The sequence below is a fragment of the Streptomyces endocoffeicus genome, from assembly GCF_016741935.1.
Taxonomy (GTDB): domain Bacteria; phylum Actinomycetota; class Actinomycetes; order Streptomycetales; family Streptomycetaceae; genus Streptomyces; species Streptomyces endocoffeicus.
Map to the genome: position 1 here is coordinate 144,625 of NZ_JAERRG010000009.1, position 14,689 is coordinate 159,313.

General features: G+C 69.5%; 11 protein-coding genes and 2 pseudogenes. 3 read left to right on the top strand and 10 right to left on the bottom strand.

Annotated elements, in window-relative coordinates; genetic code table 11:
* Positions 1 to 3: 3 nt before the first annotated feature.
* From JK364_RS23000 to JK364_RS23020, 5 genes are all read right to left on the bottom strand, one after another.
* Entirely contained in the window at positions 4 to 1,155 is a 1,152-nt protein-coding gene (locus tag JK364_RS23000) for a GNAT family N-acetyltransferase (RefSeq protein WP_201853045.1), read from the bottom strand.
* Positions 1,156 to 1,436: 281 nt separating this feature from the next.
* Positions 1,437 to 2,684: a glutathione synthetase gene (locus JK364_RS23005; protein ID WP_201853046.1), complete on the bottom strand. Its 1,248-nt coding sequence runs from the start codon at positions 2,682 to 2,684 to the stop codon at positions 1,437 to 1,439.
* Positions 2,685 to 2,886: 202 nt separating this feature from the next.
* A complete protein-coding gene (locus JK364_RS23010; RefSeq protein ID WP_201853047.1) occupies positions 2,887 to 3,261 on the bottom strand; it encodes a GNAT family N-acetyltransferase in 375 nt (124 codons plus the stop codon).
* 120 nt (positions 3,262 to 3,381) lie between these two features.
* On the bottom strand, positions 3,382 to 4,092 hold the full coding sequence (locus tag JK364_RS23015) for an alpha/beta fold hydrolase (protein ID WP_201853048.1): 711 nt from the start codon (positions 4,090 to 4,092) through the stop codon (positions 3,382 to 3,384).
* 730 nt (positions 4,093 to 4,822) lie between these two features.
* Positions 4,823 to 5,362: a hypothetical protein gene (locus JK364_RS23020; RefSeq protein WP_201853049.1), complete on the bottom strand. Its 540-nt coding sequence runs from the start codon at positions 5,360 to 5,362 to the stop codon at positions 4,823 to 4,825.
* Positions 5,363 to 6,443: 1,081 nt separating this feature from the next.
* Between JK364_RS23020 and JK364_RS58075 the strand changes: the two genes are divergently transcribed.
* The 3 genes and pseudogenes from JK364_RS58075 to JK364_RS58085 all read left to right on the top strand — a co-directional run.
* Positions 6,444 to 6,803: an SDR family NAD(P)-dependent oxidoreductase gene (locus tag JK364_RS58075; RefSeq protein ID WP_372461976.1), complete on the top strand. Its 360-nt coding sequence runs from the start codon at positions 6,444 to 6,446 to the stop codon at positions 6,801 to 6,803.
* A pseudogene (locus tag JK364_RS58080) lies at positions 6,758 to 6,910 on the top strand (SDR family NAD(P)-dependent oxidoreductase); the annotation flags it as partial. The gene JK364_RS58075 and the pseudogene JK364_RS58080, both read left to right, overlap by 46 nt.
* A gap of 12 nt (positions 6,911 to 6,922) precedes the next feature.
* Positions 6,923 to 7,162 (top strand): annotated as a pseudogene (locus tag JK364_RS58085) (ABC transporter ATP-binding protein); the annotation flags it as partial.
* Here the strand turns inward: JK364_RS58085 and JK364_RS23030 are convergent.
* The 5 genes from JK364_RS23030 to JK364_RS23050 form a co-directional block, all read right to left on the bottom strand.
* The gene (locus JK364_RS23030) at positions 7,145 to 8,371 is read right to left on the bottom strand and encodes a lanthionine synthetase LanC family protein (RefSeq protein WP_201853051.1); all 1,227 of its coding nucleotides are present in this window, start codon (positions 8,369 to 8,371) and stop codon (positions 7,145 to 7,147) included. The pseudogene JK364_RS58085 and the gene JK364_RS23030 overlap by 18 nt on opposite strands.
* The gene (locus tag JK364_RS23035; RefSeq protein WP_201853052.1) at positions 8,368 to 11,223 is read right to left on the bottom strand and encodes a lantibiotic dehydratase; all 2,856 of its coding nucleotides are present in this window, start codon (positions 11,221 to 11,223) and stop codon (positions 8,368 to 8,370) included. The genes JK364_RS23030 and JK364_RS23035 overlap by 4 nt, the downstream gene beginning before the upstream one ends.
* An 80-nt stretch (positions 11,224 to 11,303) precedes the next feature.
* Positions 11,304 to 11,510: a hypothetical protein gene (locus tag JK364_RS23040; RefSeq protein ID WP_201853321.1), complete on the bottom strand. Its 207-nt coding sequence runs from the start codon at positions 11,508 to 11,510 to the stop codon at positions 11,304 to 11,306.
* Positions 11,511 to 11,595: 85 nt separating this feature from the next.
* Entirely contained in the window at positions 11,596 to 12,816 is a 1,221-nt protein-coding gene (gene fxlM, locus JK364_RS23045) for a methyltransferase, FxLD system (RefSeq protein ID WP_201853053.1), read from the bottom strand.
* A 315-nt stretch (positions 12,817 to 13,131) separates the two neighbouring features.
* Positions 13,132 to 14,583: an NsdA family TPR-like regulatory protein gene (locus JK364_RS23050; protein WP_201853054.1), complete on the bottom strand. Its 1,452-nt coding sequence runs from the start codon at positions 14,581 to 14,583 to the stop codon at positions 13,132 to 13,134.
* Positions 14,584 to 14,689: the final 106 nt, after the last annotated feature.

The window sequence follows — 14,689 nt, forward strand, 5'->3', positions numbered from 1 at the left end:
CTTTCAACTCCTGCTCGATTCCACCCACGGTTCCCATATCGTTCCCAAGGGGGGTGAGTAGGCTTTCGCAAGCTCTAGTGCGACACGTTGGTTGTGCCGTCGCAGGACCTGATCGTCGGTCTCCTTCCTGTCAGCGGCAGGGATGTAGACGAAGGCCAGCGGCATGGGTCGGGCTCCTCTGGCCATCTTCGATGGCGATGCCGGCACCGACAGATGCAGATAGCGACATCCGCGTACGGCTGCGGCGTCGATCGCCTCGTAGCAGGTGAGTACGTAATAGGCATACTGCGGCGCAGCCGGTGACGCACCCCAATACCGGCCGTAGAGCCAATCGCGATGGTGGTAGAAAACGGCTGCCGCCGTTACGTCCCCTCCCGTCCGTGTCAGGGCTGCAACGGCACTTCTCGCTACTCCGGACGCCAGCTGCCCGGACAGTGTTCGCCGTATCCATGCCGTTCCACCGGAGGCGCCGTACTTGGTTCGTGTCCTGGCTAGCAACGGTGCGATGAGGTCGGAGACTTGGGGTGACAAAGTGGCCCATTCCACCGTGCCATAGGACTCGCGAAATAGGCGCTGCTCACGACGCCATTTCTTCCTGTCTTTGCTTTCGGCGGCGGATTCCATCTCCTTCATCCCGCCGTGTGGAATCGTCACGAGGGAGTCTGCCGAATGCAGTACCGCCTGCGCCAGCGGATGGCATGCCTCTATTTGCAGGGCGGCTTCTCCAGTGAGGTAAGGCCACACTGCTCCCGGCAAGCCCTGTGCGGCGGCCAGCTGACGGGCTTTCTCCAACAAGGCCCCAAGGGCTCGTCGGCGCATCACCGGGTCGTGGGTACAGATAATGGTGTTGGCTGTTCCTCTTCGCGTTCCCAGCCAGAGGAACTCCTGATCCCACGGGCCGGAAAGGCCCCGTGTCATCTCGGCTACGCTGAACAGCCCGGACGGTTCGGTGTTCTGCCATGTGGGGAGGACACCTATCAGCCGTCCTTCTGCGGTCGACGTGAGGACGGGGCTGGTGCCATGCGCCGTCTCCAGCCCCTGAACCCACGCATGGCTGTTGTAGAACCCCGACGCCTCAATCAACGCGTCCCAGGCGCGCGCACTGATGTCGGCGGCGCAACCAACAATCTCTGTGACGGGATTTGCATCCCGCATCACTGAGAAGTGGCTCGACCTGGACCGCACGTGGAGGCTGAGCCGCCTCGGGACGGCGTACCACCGACCGCACGCGAGAGTTTCTCTCCGGCTGATCGTGTGATTGCCAGCCAATGCCGGTCCGGTCTTCGTCGTCCCTTCCGGTCGGGCGCTGTGAGGCGTCTGCGGAGGAGTGTCAGGGGGTGTTCCGGGCACGCAACGTGTGCTGCTTGAGCCCGGTGAGCGGGGAGCCGCTTCGAACTCGGGCAGGCGGGGGCTGGACGCCGCTGGAGTGGCTGGTGTCATGCGGTCCTCCCCTGGTACAGGCCGCCTGTCTCGACGGAACGGATCACCTGGTAGTCGTAGTTGATGGCGTGGCGGTCATCAGCGACCAGGAGGAGCCAGCCTGCGGGCTGGCCGGCGGTCACCGGAGTGCCTGCGGTGAGTTCGGTGGTGGCGGCGACGGTCCGCAGCGTGGTGATGGTGGACAGCAGAGCCGGGTCGAGGGTGCCGTCACAGGGGGGTAGCAGTGCCACCTTGGTCACGTGGATGCGGCGGGGGTGGGCGAGGTCGCGGTAGCGGCCGGTGGTGAGCATCCGCGCGGTATCGCTTACGGGGTCATGTCCGGTGGCGCGGCGCAGGGCATCGGTGGCGAAGTCGGCGTGCGGGTCAGTACGTACCGACAGCAGGGTGGGGCCTCGGTCGGGGACGAGGGTGATCTCTGCGCGGGCAGGGCCGAAGCGGATGCCAAGAGCGGTGAGCGCACGGAGGGTATATCGAGCGAGTGCTCTGGCCAGGAGCCCGTCGCGGCTGATGAGGTCGGCGCGGCTGACTACCCGCGCGGGTGTGAGGGTTTGTGACCAGATAGCGGTGACCGCGTGGTCGCCGATGCCGTCGAGGCTTGGGATGGTGATGGTGTGGATCTGGTACTGAGTTCCCGGCAGCCGCTCGCGCAAGACGAGGGGCTGGGGGCTGGGAACTGTGGACCGCAGGTGATTCCAGGCTGTGCGGATCTCGTCGGTGTTGCGGCACAGCAGCCCGGGGTGCGGGTGGGCAGGGTGAGGGTGCTGGAGGATGACGGCAGCAGGGCGGGTGGAGTTGTACCAGCTGAGTGCCTCGCCCAGACGAGTGGACTGGGTGCTGCTCGCGGCGGTGATGCCCGCGCCGTTGAGCGCTGCGGCCGTCAGTGCGATGTTGTTGCGGATTTCGGAGGTAGCCGCGTCGTTCCCTGGCAGGGCCAGGTGGTCGGCGAGCTGGTCGGCGAGGGCTGTGCCCTCGGGGGATCCGGCGAGGATGGCTTGAACGCCCAGTCTGGCCAGGTGTTTGACAGTCCACTGCACGCCTCCGGTGTGCGCGAAGGTGTGCAGGTAGATGCTGTCGTGGCTGACGCATTCAGCGGCGGCTGTGGTGACGGCTACAGTGCTCCAGCCGTAGCGGGCCAGGGCTGAAGCGTATAGGTTCCCGGGGCCATCGGGTGCGATGACAGCGGCGGTGCAGGGGCGGTGTGCGGGCGGTGCGTTCTCCGAAGGGGCGGGAGTGGCGGTGGCCATAGTTGGCGGTCTCCTGGGCATGTGCCTGGCGGTGCGCATCTGGGCGGGCTCTTGGTTGCGGCCGGTTCAGCGCATCAGGTCGTGTCGTCCCGCTCTGCCATCGCAGGGGAAGTCCATATCGCTGGGCAACCGGTCGTGTGGCTGCTGTGAGGTGCGCATCACGGCTTCTGAGTTGGTCACCGGTGTCAGCGTTCTGCGCGGGTCAGTTCTTCTTCCACGCGCGCAGCGCGCGTTGTTTGAGGCCGACGTGCAGGGCCCCGGGGCGGCTGAGAAGGTGCTGGTTGGGGCGGCTGAGGTAGACGGCGGAGGCCAGCGCGACTGGTAGCAGCCCGAGCCTGGCGTTGTCTGTGTAGTCGCCGCGGCCGGCGTCAATGGCGCTCGCGCCTGTGGCCGCCGCGTAGCGGAAGGCTTCGCCGATCAGCCACCCGTGGGTGAAGTGGGCCTGATCGACAGCTTCAGCCCACAGGTAGAGGCAGGATCCGTAGCGAAAGCAGAAGAATCCCCCGGCAAGGGAGCCGTCACTGTCATGTGCGAGGAGACCGACCGCGCCCAGGACTCGGGTGAGCGGTGTCAGCATGTCCAGGCCGTAGAGTGCCGACCGGTGCCAGTCCGCTGGAGGAGCCGGACTGCCGGAGCTCCAGGTCGTCCTCCGACCAGTCACTCAAGGGTTTGGTCTGCATCACCAGGGTCTCCCTTTTCACCCGAGCGCGCGGGGGGCAGTGAGGCCGTTGAGAATATCGGCCACCTGATGCGGCTTGGTGACCATGGGCATGTGGCCGGCGCTGAGGGTGATCACCCTGGCGTTGATCCGTTGGGCGGATGCTGCCTGCAGTTCCGGTGAGTAGCAGCGGTCCTGGGACAGCCGGATGTATGTGCGGGGGACGGGCAACTGGTACCCGGTCAGATCGACCGGTTCGGCCAGCAGGGCGGCCGCGTCGTCGACGAGGTGCCGCTGGACCTCTGCAGCCTGCTCCTCGTCTGCGTCGCTGCACAGCAGCGCTCTGGCCGCTTCAGGGCCGAAGGTGTAGATCCCGCCTGCCATGCTGGACGCCAGGGCCTCCTTGACCTCCACATCGATGTGGTCGGCCACCGTGGTCCCGTCGGGCGGCACCACCGCGGACAGCAGGACGACCTGCCGGATCCGGTCCGGGACCAGGCTCATCACCTGCGGTGTCACGACGCCGCCGAAGGAGTGGGCAACCAGGGTGATGTCGGTGAAGCCGCTGTGGGTGATGTCCTGGGCGACCGCTTTGGCGCAGTCGTTCAGTGTCACCTCGTGTAGGTCGGTGTCGGCCCGTGTGCCACGGCCGGGCAGGTCGACGGCCAGTACTTCGCCCTCGAGCAGCGGTACCAGGCGGTTCCAGGTCGCGGCGCTGCAGGTGGCACCGTGGATCAGCACGATCGGCATCGAAAGCTCCTTAGCTTGACGGGGTGGGACACGGCAGGCTCTACAAGGCCGGGCGGGCAGGGAAGGAGGGATCCCCTGCTCCGGGCAATCCAGGTCCGCGGTCTTCCGGTAAGGCGTGCGTTCGTGGGTGCGTCCCGCGCTGCGGTTCCGCTAGCTGTCGGTCCGTCCCGCAGGAGGGGAAGACGCAGGCTTCCGGCATTCCGTGCAGCAGGTGCGTGCGTCCAAAGCCCTTCGTGTCCCGGGCCCCGCGCGTGATCCCGCCTGCCGGGCACGGGTGAGGTGTGGACCTTTTGCCAACTCGCGGCCCACTGGGGGGTGCGGAAGGGAGTGGGGGCCCATTGCTCCGGCGGAAGCGCGGTGACGGAGGTGTGCCACGTACTGGTGATGGTTGCGCTGACCAGGCGTTCGGATGCGATCGTCATGTGGGGACCTCCGGTGGGTGCGGAGTTCGCGGTGTCCGGGTGTTGACCTGGAGGTGGTGGGGGCGCCGTGCCCCATACGGCGGCGCCCCCACGGGCAGCCCGTTCCTGAGCCGCGCAGGGAGTCGGCTCTTTGTCCGCTCAGGGGGGGTGGACGGTGGACCAGGCTGCTGCCAGTCGGCGGCGGAGGCATCCGCCGCTGCTCGCGGAGTGTAGGCCCGGGGTGCCCCGTTTCCGGGTGCAGCCGGGGCTACTGATGGATCAGGGGATGCGGCGGCCTGGCGAGTGGCACGGCCGCTCAGGCGGGCAGGTCACACGACCGGCGACGCCAAAGGGTTGTATGCCTTGTATCCGTCGCCGTCGTGGTTCCAGTTGAGCCGCAGGGACCCGTCACCCCGCCCCTTGGCCCTGCCGACCTTGTATCGGAGCACGGAGGTGGTGAACGAGCTGTTGTAGGTGCCCCAACGGGAGTGCTCCAGGCGTGATTCGATGTTGTAGTTGGCCTTCTTGAGGATCGGATCCCGCCCGGCGGTGCTCTTCTTGCCCTGCAGCTGGAAGTAGGCTCCGTCGAAGATGGCGGGGTCGTAGGTGGTGGAACGATTGGGGCCGTCCCAGGAGATCTTGGCGTACGTGGAGATGGTCTGCCCGGACCGTCGCGCGCAGACCTTGGCGGTGAAGTCCCAGTTGTCCGGGAAAGGATCGGTGCGGGAGGGGTCGTCGATGGACTTCTTGCTGGTGGTGCACTTGTAGCCACTGGCGGCGGATGCCGAGGGCACGGTGACCAGAGCGGTTCCGGCTACGGCGATGGTCGTGATGACTGCTGCAGCGGCTGTACGCTTCAAGGTGGGCACGAAAGGTCGCCTTTCTAGGCAAGTTGGCGTGGCTCACCACGGCGAGCGAGCGCAGCGGTGAGCAAGGAAGAGGGCAGGGCGCAGCCGTGGCCCTCGTTGGTTCGCGAAACCAGGCCAAGGGCTCGTGCTGTGCGCGGTGCGGGAGAGCTCAGCCACCGGGACGAACGTGAACGACCTTGGGGCGGTGGGGAGTCGATGAGCGCGACGCGGCAGGGGGAGGCATCGGCGTCCCCCGGGCGGCCCGCTCGCGGATCCCGCAAATCCGTGAGCGCTGCGAGCGCCGTCACACGGAGCGGGTACTATCCGCCCTGCTCGACGACGCCGACGTCGTGGGCACGGTCCGGCGTCGCCAATGACGACCGACCGTGAAATAACGGCACTTCGGCGGTCCGTACCGCCAGCGCGGCGTGGTGCCAGGTCATGTGGGTATCCCCGTCGTCGGGGAGCCGTGCTCAGGATGCTCCGTCACGCTCGCTGCGCTGTTGCGGCAGCGGCCCGCTGGTCTATCCTGAGTTCCGCCAGCGTGCTCCAACACGTTGGTGAACGGCCCCAGTGGGTTTCTCGAGATCTGCTGGTGGTGACTCTGCGAGAGTCGAAAGTGCGGTCAGGCCCCAGCTACGGGGCATTGTTCGTACTAGCGAGTGCGGGCTGTCGGGACGACTGAGGCTAATCAGTCCCCCGACACCCGCCTCGCCATGTCTGCGGCATCTGGGCCGCCATCAGCGCCCTCCCCCGTGGACAGGCGGTGGTGTACCTGTCTCTTGAGGTACTGCCGGGCAGTGCTGCTTACGGTGGACAGCAGGCCCTGCGTGTATGGGCGTGCTCGGTTGGAGCATTCCTCAACCTCGGTAGTCGGGATCGGGCCGGGCTTGCGCACCCAACGCTAGGCATCTGCGCATGCGACCGCCATTTGTCTCATGCACCATCTGAAATGCGGCTGCTTTCCGTTGTGCACACCTGCCCAGGGCCGGTCCCTTGAGGTGCACATTCCATATGCGGCGTCTTACGGATGTGCACCGTGGGACGAAGTTTCTGTCTGGCACACCTTCTGTCAGACTTCTCATCTCGCTGCGCTGCGGGCATGGTTTCTCTCACTTCACGTCGTAGAAACTGTTCCCTGACCAGACCAGCGAGACCGCCCTGGTTACCGGCGCGGCCACTGGCACCGGCGCCGAGATCGCCCGCGCGCTCGCCGCGGCCGGAGCGACTATCGCGGTGTCCCACCTCGCCCAGCCCCCGCGAAGCCGACACCGTCCTGCAGTCGCTGGCAGTCGACGGCATCGCCGTCCTCGCCGACCTCGCCGACCTCGCAGAGGTCACCGCCCTGTGCGGCCACGTCCGCGACCGACCCGGCCCCGTCGACATCCTCGTCAACAATGCCGGCTCCTACCCCGCATCTCCTGGCCGGGCACCGACGAGACCGCGTGGGCCCACGCTCTGAACGTGAACCTCACCGCCCACTACCGCATGTGCCGGGAATTCACCCCGGCCATGATTGAGCAGCGCTGGGGCCGGATCATCAGCATCGGCAGCATCAACGTCCCCGCCGGCCGCGCGGGCCTGACCGCCACCGCCCGCGCCATGCGGCCCGTCCTGGCCGGCGGGACGGCCGGCGACCGGCTGCGCGGAGCTTTCCCAGCGCTGCTGGTGGCCGCGCTCGCCGCCGCGCTGGGCAGCAGCGCTGTGGCAACGGTGGCCACGTACGCGGAGCGGCAGACCACCCCGAGGTTGACGACAGAGACCGACAGCGCTCTGGTTGAGGCGGTGTGCCGGACTCAAATGCTAGGACAACAGGAGGAGACAGTCCCAGTCATCGGCCGTGGGGCTGGCTGGCAATAGGCCGCCGAGGTCGGCGAGGACCAGGGCAGTTCCGGCCCGACCGGTGAGCCAGCCAGGCGGACGTGCGGTCGTAGCACTGGCCAGTACGCCGTGAGCGGCGCGCTTTACCAGAGGATGGCAGGACAGACGGCGAGCGCATTGAAGGACGCCGCCACTGCCGTGGCACAGGGCGGTGCCCTCGGTGTCCCAGTCCTCCAGCGGCCGGGCGGCGAGTGCGTTCATGGCCTCGGTGGCAGTGTGATTGAGCGCTGGGAGGTCGAGGGCATGGCCGGCGGTGGTGAGAGCGGTGGCGATGCCGGGGGTGCCGTAGCACCAGGCGGTGGTCCGCCCTGCGATGGGGGCGATGGCTTCTGCCGGGCCGTGGTCCAGGGCGTGGCCGCTGATGTGCGGGGGCCACGTGTGCTGTTGAGATTGCCAGGATAGGAGCCACTGGGCCGCGGTGTGGATCGCGTTGGGTTGTCCGGGGAGGGTGTGTCCAGCCCGGTGGGCTGTGGCGAGGAGTGCGAGTGGTCCGGCGATGCCGTGGGCGAGGCCGGTGGTGGCGGCGCCGGAGGCGGGGACGTGGACGGTGGGTGGGTGAAGGGCGGCGGGGAGCCACCAGCCCGGCCGGGATCCGCGGGGGGTGAGGATCATGTGGGTGAGAGCCGTCAGCGCGGCGGTCAGGCCGGGCTCGGCGTCCGCGCGGTGGCCACGGCTGTGGGCGGCCAATAGGACGCGGCCGATGCCCGCAAGTCCCTTGATGGCGTCATAGACCGCCCAGGGAGTGGCGTCCGCGCGGGCGGCGCGTTGGTGGTGATGGCGGGCGAGCGCGGTGGCGCGGGCGGAGAGCCAGGCGGTGGCACGGGGGAGCAGGGCCTGGTGAGGGTCGTGGGATGGCAGGTAGCCGGTACCGATGATCAGGGATGCGGCCAAGGCTCCCGGCCCGGTGTGGATGCCGTTCGGAGGTGCGTTGCCCAGCAGACGGGCGGCGGTAGCCCAGTGGGCTGCCGCTGTTTTGGCCGCGCCGGGCTCGGTCTGGGCGAGGCAGGCGTGCAGGAGTGCGGTGCCGGCGAGCCCGTAGCACAGGGTGTGGGCGGCTCGGTCCGATACAGACCTGGTGATGTCGCCGGGGTCGCGCAGGTCGCGGGCAATGTCCAGGGCGCGTGCGGCGGCCTGGGCGTGGATGTTCATCGGCGGTGCAGGAGGTCGGCGGCCAGGGTCCGCATGATGCGCTCGATTCCGGGGTCGAGGGCGAGCATGCGGTTGGCGTGCATGTGGATGACGTCGCTGGCGCACCGGGCGGCGAACTGCTGGGGAACGGTCTCGCGGTAGCCGACCAGCGCGGCGCGCCACCGTGCCCAAGCGAGGCGGGCCAGGTCAGCAGGGATGAGCGTGGCGGGGCCGTTGCCGGTGAGGGCGGAGCGTAGGGCGTCGCGGTGGCGGCGCTGGTCCCGGGTGAGTTGGCCGGGGTTCAGCGCGGAGTGGGGCTGGCCCGGGGCGAGAGTGCGGGCGATCTCGGCGGCGCTGGCGGCGGCGGTGAGGAGGCGTACGTCCTCGGTCTGGGTGAGGGCGGCCAGGGCGAGGCGGCTGTCCGCGTGGAAGAGTCGTTCGGCGGCGGTGATGGCCTGGGGCCCGCCGTAGCGCTCGATCTCCTGCTCGTACGGCTCCAGGCGCAAGGCGCCGGGGCCGAGGAGGCCGCGGCGGTGCATCTGGTCGGCGAGGCGGGCCAGTTCGGGCTGGATGCGGGCGGCGAGGGTGTGGGGGTCGGCGTGGAGCCGTAGGCGCAGATGGGGGCCGAGAGCTGGGGTGGTGTAGCGCAGCCAGAACCAGCGATCTACATCGTCGGGGAGGCCGGTCAGCAGCGGGGCGAGAACGGCGAGAACGGCGGTGTGGCGGTAGCCGGGGGCGCGGAGGGCGGCGGAGAGCCAGCTGCTGCCGGGCAGATGGGCGCCGGTGTCGGCCGCGCGCAGCGCGCGTCTGGGGTCGGCGGCCGCCTGGTGGGGGGCTCGGCGCCTGGTGAGGGGGACAACGAGGTCGATCAGGTGGCGGGCGCCGTTCGTGCCCTCGACCACGGCCAGGTCCTCGGGTGCGGCGAAGGGTACGGCCAGCGTGCGGGTACCCCGGTGGATGCTGCGGCGCAGCAGCTCGCGCTGGTCGGCCTGGCGCAGGTCCAGGGGGAGGCGCCGGTCGGCCTCCTCGGCGACCAGCACGGGCGGGGGCATGGGGCAGGCGCTGGTGCGCCAGGCCAGCAGGTGCGCCTCGAAGGTCGCGCGGTGGTGCGCGGTCGCGGTGAGGGCATCGGGCAGGCGCCAGCGGGCGGGGGCGATGAGGATGTGCCGGTAGCGCACGCGCGGGGTGTAGGGCCAGCAGGAGAACGGGCCCCAGTGCCAGGGGTGCCACGGCCGGGTTCCGGCGTGGCCGAGGAGGTGCAGCACGTAGGCGGCCGGGGGCAGGAGCCGGGGCGCGAGCCGGTTGTAGAGCACGGGTATGACCGGCCTGTCGTGGCGGATCGACCATAACCGCAGGTGGGATCCGTCGGTGGTCACGGCGAGGTCGTGGGGGAGGAGGTCGCCGGGCCGGGCGGGGACGTCGAGCGGGATGCGCCAGGGGGCGGCGCCGGTCTCAGCCGCCAGGGCGCCGGCGGTGGTTCGGGGCCGGCACACTATTTCCGCGATCATGGGGCCGCTGCCGGTGTCGGCTCCCTCGCGGGGGGCTAGCTCGGGGAGCCATTGTGTCCAGCGGCCGGGTGCGGCTCCGGCGGTCTGGGAGCCCGTGCCGGGGCAGACCGCAATCCGCAGTCCGCCAGCGTCGCGCAGCAGTTGGATATGGATCTCGGCGGTGCGCGGCGGCGGCAGGGGCGAGGGGTTGGCGAGCTGGTCGAGGTGCTGCTCGGTGAGGAGTAACTCGTCCTTGCCATCGGACAGGGCATCGGCGAGCAGGGCGGCCAGCGCGGCGGTGCGGCGTGTGTCCAGGGCCTCGTCGGCGCCGATCGCGTCGTGGGGGCCGGGCGGCCCGAGGCCGGTGACGGGGTCGAGGACCTCCAGCAGCGGCACCAGCCGGTGGTGGCCGTATGCGGTGCAAAAGCGCTGGTGATAGTCGGTCAGCGGACCGGTCCGGTGCCCGATCCGCCACAGCAGCGTGGCGGCTTCGGCGGCCTGCTCGCCCACGGTGGGGGGCAGGCTGATCTCGGCGTCGAGGAGGGTGTCCACGGCCAGCGGCCGACGTGTGTAGTGCAGCGTGTCGGCCAGGTCCTGGGCCTCTTCCAGCAGCTTCCGCCGCTGCGGGACGCCGGGCGGGTGCGTATCGCACCTGTGCAGCAGATCGTCCAGACGGGTCAGGGATGTCCGTGCTGATGCGGTGACCGGGAGTTTGTCCAGCAGGTGCTTCAGCGGGTCCGCGCACAGATCGGCGGGGAGCAGGTCGGTCCACAGCAGACCAGTGCCGATCATATCGAGCATGGCGCGCGTGGCCTGATCGGAAGTGGCCCCGGGATAGCGGCGGAGAAGCTCCGCGAGAAGGCCAGCAGCCGACGCCCCGGCGCGGCTGGCGTCCAGCAGCCAGCGTGATACCTCGGTGGCGCGCACGCTGGCGAACCGTGCCCCCGCGGAGGCGGGGTGCTCGATCTCCAGCCGGTCCCCTCTCACAGCGGCTGAGGACGCGGCGGTCAGCGTGAGCGCGGACAGCAGACCAGGTTCGTCGCGGAGTAGCTGATCTACCACCGCGGTCAGCCACGCGGGGCTGAGGGTAGTGACGGTCCGGTGAGCGCCGCCCAGCCGCATGGTGGCGGCCGGGCCGGTGAGCCAAGCGGGCGCGACCCCGGCGAAAGCGCCGTGTGGGGTGGTCCGGGCACGCGAGCGCAGATCGTAGGCACGTCGTGTCGCCCGGCCGCGGTCCGTGTCCGCGGCCTGCGCGGCGCTCCGGCTGGCCAGAAACACGCCTTCCGCCAGCAGAGCGTCGCCGTTCTCGTCGGCGGGATCGACGTTGTACGGGCGCAGTGGGATCCGGGCCATCGCCACGTGATGGGGATCGAAGAAGCGGCGCATCACACCATCCCGAAGAAGACCGGTCGAGGAGCGGGCCGGGCGCTGTCGTGCGCGCCCGGCCCCGGACCATCTGCGCTGCGTCAGCAGCCGGTTGTCGGACCCTGCGGCGGAGACTCCCCGCAGCCGTCCCCCGTGGTGTCGCCCCCGTCCTCGTCCTCGTCGCCGCCGAGCCAGACGCCCAGCCGCCCGATGTCCTCGGCGGGGTCCAGATCGAAGGCGTCGGCCCAAGCCTCCTCGGGCTTGGCCACCTCCTCGGCCGGCTGTGCCGCGATCGCCGGTAATGCCATATCCACTCCCTCCACTCGGGCCTCCCGGGCTCAACGCCGGGAGGCGTGGATCCGGACCGCCCCGGCAAGGGGCCGTCCGAGGCTTTTAGGTGATCACCAGCCGGACACTGGGCTTGTCGACGGTCACCTCAACCGGACCGGGCCCGCGTCCGTCGCGGCGGTAGGCGCGCACCACGGGCTCCGCCGCGTCCCTGGCCTCGCGATCGAGACGTGTGACGGTGTCGGCCAGGCGGGCCGCCAGGCGCTCGCGGTCCGGGCCGTGGGCGATCACTCCCAGCTCATAACGCTCCTGTGGGGTGTGCGGGGCTCGGCGCAGCGTGACGTAGGCCAGGGAGTTGTGGTTCCACGCGGCGGGCGCGCCCCGGCCCAGCACCCAGCCGACCAAACCGCGCTCGGCTGCCGCCGGTGTGGCGCGCAGCCTGCCGTAAGGGGCGACCGCGCCCGCGAGCCACACCTCCAACCGCGGCAGCAGTCCGCCCGAAGGGCCAAGCTCCACCCCGGTCCACTGCTCATGCCAGGGACCGGCAAACGCGGCGGTCAGCGCTTCATCGTCGGCGGGCTGGTCCTCGTCGACGACAAGCCGCACCTCCTGTCCGGCCAGGCGTACGACACGCGGTGCGTGTGCGCTGTCGCCCTGCATGGCCACGAAACCGGACACGATGAGTGTGTCGCTGCGCAGATGATCCTGCTCGCGGGCGAACGCGATGGTGCGGGAGAGCCCGCGGAACCGCAGCGGCACCACCAGCCGCCCCGCCGGGGCAAGTTGGTCCATCCACGCCGACGACAGGTCTGCCGCACCGACGGTGACGATGATGCGGTCAAATCCCTGAGCCGGTGCGTCCTGGAGCAGCCGGGCACCGTCCGCCTCCCGGACTCGCACCTGCCCGTACCCAGCCTCGGCGAGCCGCTCGCGCGCCCGGGCTGTGATGTCGCGATCGATGTCAACGGTGGTCACCGACCCCTGTTCGCCGACCAGCTCGGCCAACAACGCCGCATTGCACCCTCCGGAGCCGATCTCCAGCACCCTCATTCCGGGAGCCACCTGGGCCGCCTCCAGCATCCGGGCATGCAGCCACGGAGCAGAAACGGAGCTGACCGGCTTCCCCCGCTCGTTGTGCTTGGTGAAGAGGCCCTCCGGCGCTCCGTAGACCTCTTCGGGGGACTTCTCGGGGACGAAGAGGTGCCGTGGCACCGTACGGAATGCGGCCTCTACCGCAGAAGAGGTGAGCGCCCCCCGCTCTCGTAATTGCTCCACCATTCGCTCGCGCAGAACGTCAGGTGTCCCCAGAGACACGGTCTCAGTCACGCAGAACTCCCTTTCTGGCCGTCCCCGCGGGCCCTCGTCACCGCAGTACCCGGACGAGAAGGCGGCCATGTAATCACGGTGCCCTGTCCCCGCGGGGCTCGTAGCAGCACTTACCGGTCATTGGCCCGAGCGGTCAGCGGCAGGATCGCGGCGGTGCAGACGAGCGTCAGCGCCAGTCCGCCACGGAGGCTGGTCAGATCGCCTAGGTAGCCGATGCCGCACTGGGCCAGGACGTTTCCGTCGGACGAAAACGGGGCTCGGCCCGAACATACCTCTCGCCAAGTCCGGCACCCTGCGCACCGCCGGACGGCTTCATCATCGTGGGCCTTCCGCAATGGTGGCGAGAAGCTGTTCACGCAGGTCGCGCACAGCTGGGACGGATTCGTGGGGTGCTGCTTCACGGGCCAGATCCAGGAAGCGGCGGCGGACCCGGGCGGAATCCACAGCGCTTCCCACGGCGAGGGCTCGACGCCCTGCGTCACAGGCGGCGTCGATGTCGCCGACAACGAGTAAGGCTCGTGCCGCTCCGACGGCGTCAAACGCCCGGGACCGGGCACGGTCCGGGTCCCGTTCCGCGGAGGCTACGGAGAGCAGTTCGAGCGCTGTCGTCGCGTGCTGCGGGTGGTTGCTGGTGCGGGCGAGGAACAACAAGACCTCGCCGACGGTGGAGGAGAGTTCCGCGTTATTGAGGTAAACGACGTAGGCCGGTAGTTCGTCAGAGGTCTCCTCGCTGAAGATCTCCTGCGCGTGGCGTACGTTGCGCAGCGCTTCTCTGCTCTCGTTGCGCATCGCGGCGAAGCGGGCGGCGAGGGAGTACAGGCCCGCCCGGAGGACTGGGTGGGCGCTGTTACGTGTGCCGTACAGGGCGAGGGCGATGCAGTCGGCGGCAGTGTCGGGGCGGCCGAGGTAGCCCCAGATGCGGGCGAGGCATTGCAGGAGGTGGGCCGTTAAGTTGTCGTCGCCGCTCTCGCGGGCGGCGTGCACGGCCAGAGTCAGGCTTCGGATGGCGGCGGGCCATTGCGCGACATCGTGAGACATCCAACCGACGCATCCTGCCAGGTCGGCGAGTTCGCGGAAGAGAGCTCGCCCGGCGGCTTCGGTGTAGCTGCCGTCGCGGATCGTGCGGGTGGCCCAGGCCAGTTGCCCGGTGGCGGAGTGCAGGGTGGAGCCGCCCCCGTGCCGGTTGTCCATGGTCCGGAACATGTGGGTGTAGTCGGCGATGCGGGCTGCGTCACCGGCGCCCAGTCGCCGTCCGGGCGCGTCGGTCGCAGTGCCGGGCAGGCCATGGGGCTGTACGTAGGCCCAGGAGTGCAGGCCGGTCAGTAGCCGCTCTGGGTCGTGGGAGATCTCGAAGCGGTACTGCTCGCTGTCCGGTACCGGCGGATCCGCCGGCGGGGACTCGTGTACGAGTCCGGCTGAGGTGGTCCGGGCCAGGTCACCCAGGAGTTCGGCTGGGCCTCGGTAGCGGGTGAGGTCATCCAGACCGGATCCGGCGAATCCGAGGTCGGCTCGGGTGAGGTGGCGGCCGCAGCGCGCGGAGAATACGTCGGCCAGCAGTTGGGGCACCGGTTCGCGCGGCTGTTCGCCGCCGAGCCAGCCGCGTACCCGGGAACCATCAGTGCGGACATGCGGTAAGCCGACGAGCAGGGCTCGTTCTCTGACGGCAGCCGCCAGACCCTTGTTGTTGAAGCCGCAGATACGGAACCAGTAACAGAAGGCGGACTCCCCGGACTGCCGGGGTCTGTCGGGCACGGGCTCGGACGGCATGGGGGCCTCCACCGCAGGCGAATAGCACTGTGAAATGCCGAAAATGACAGTAGTGCACCGGATGGGTGCCAGGGAGCGCTTCCACGGTCCGCCCCCTCACGCTCCC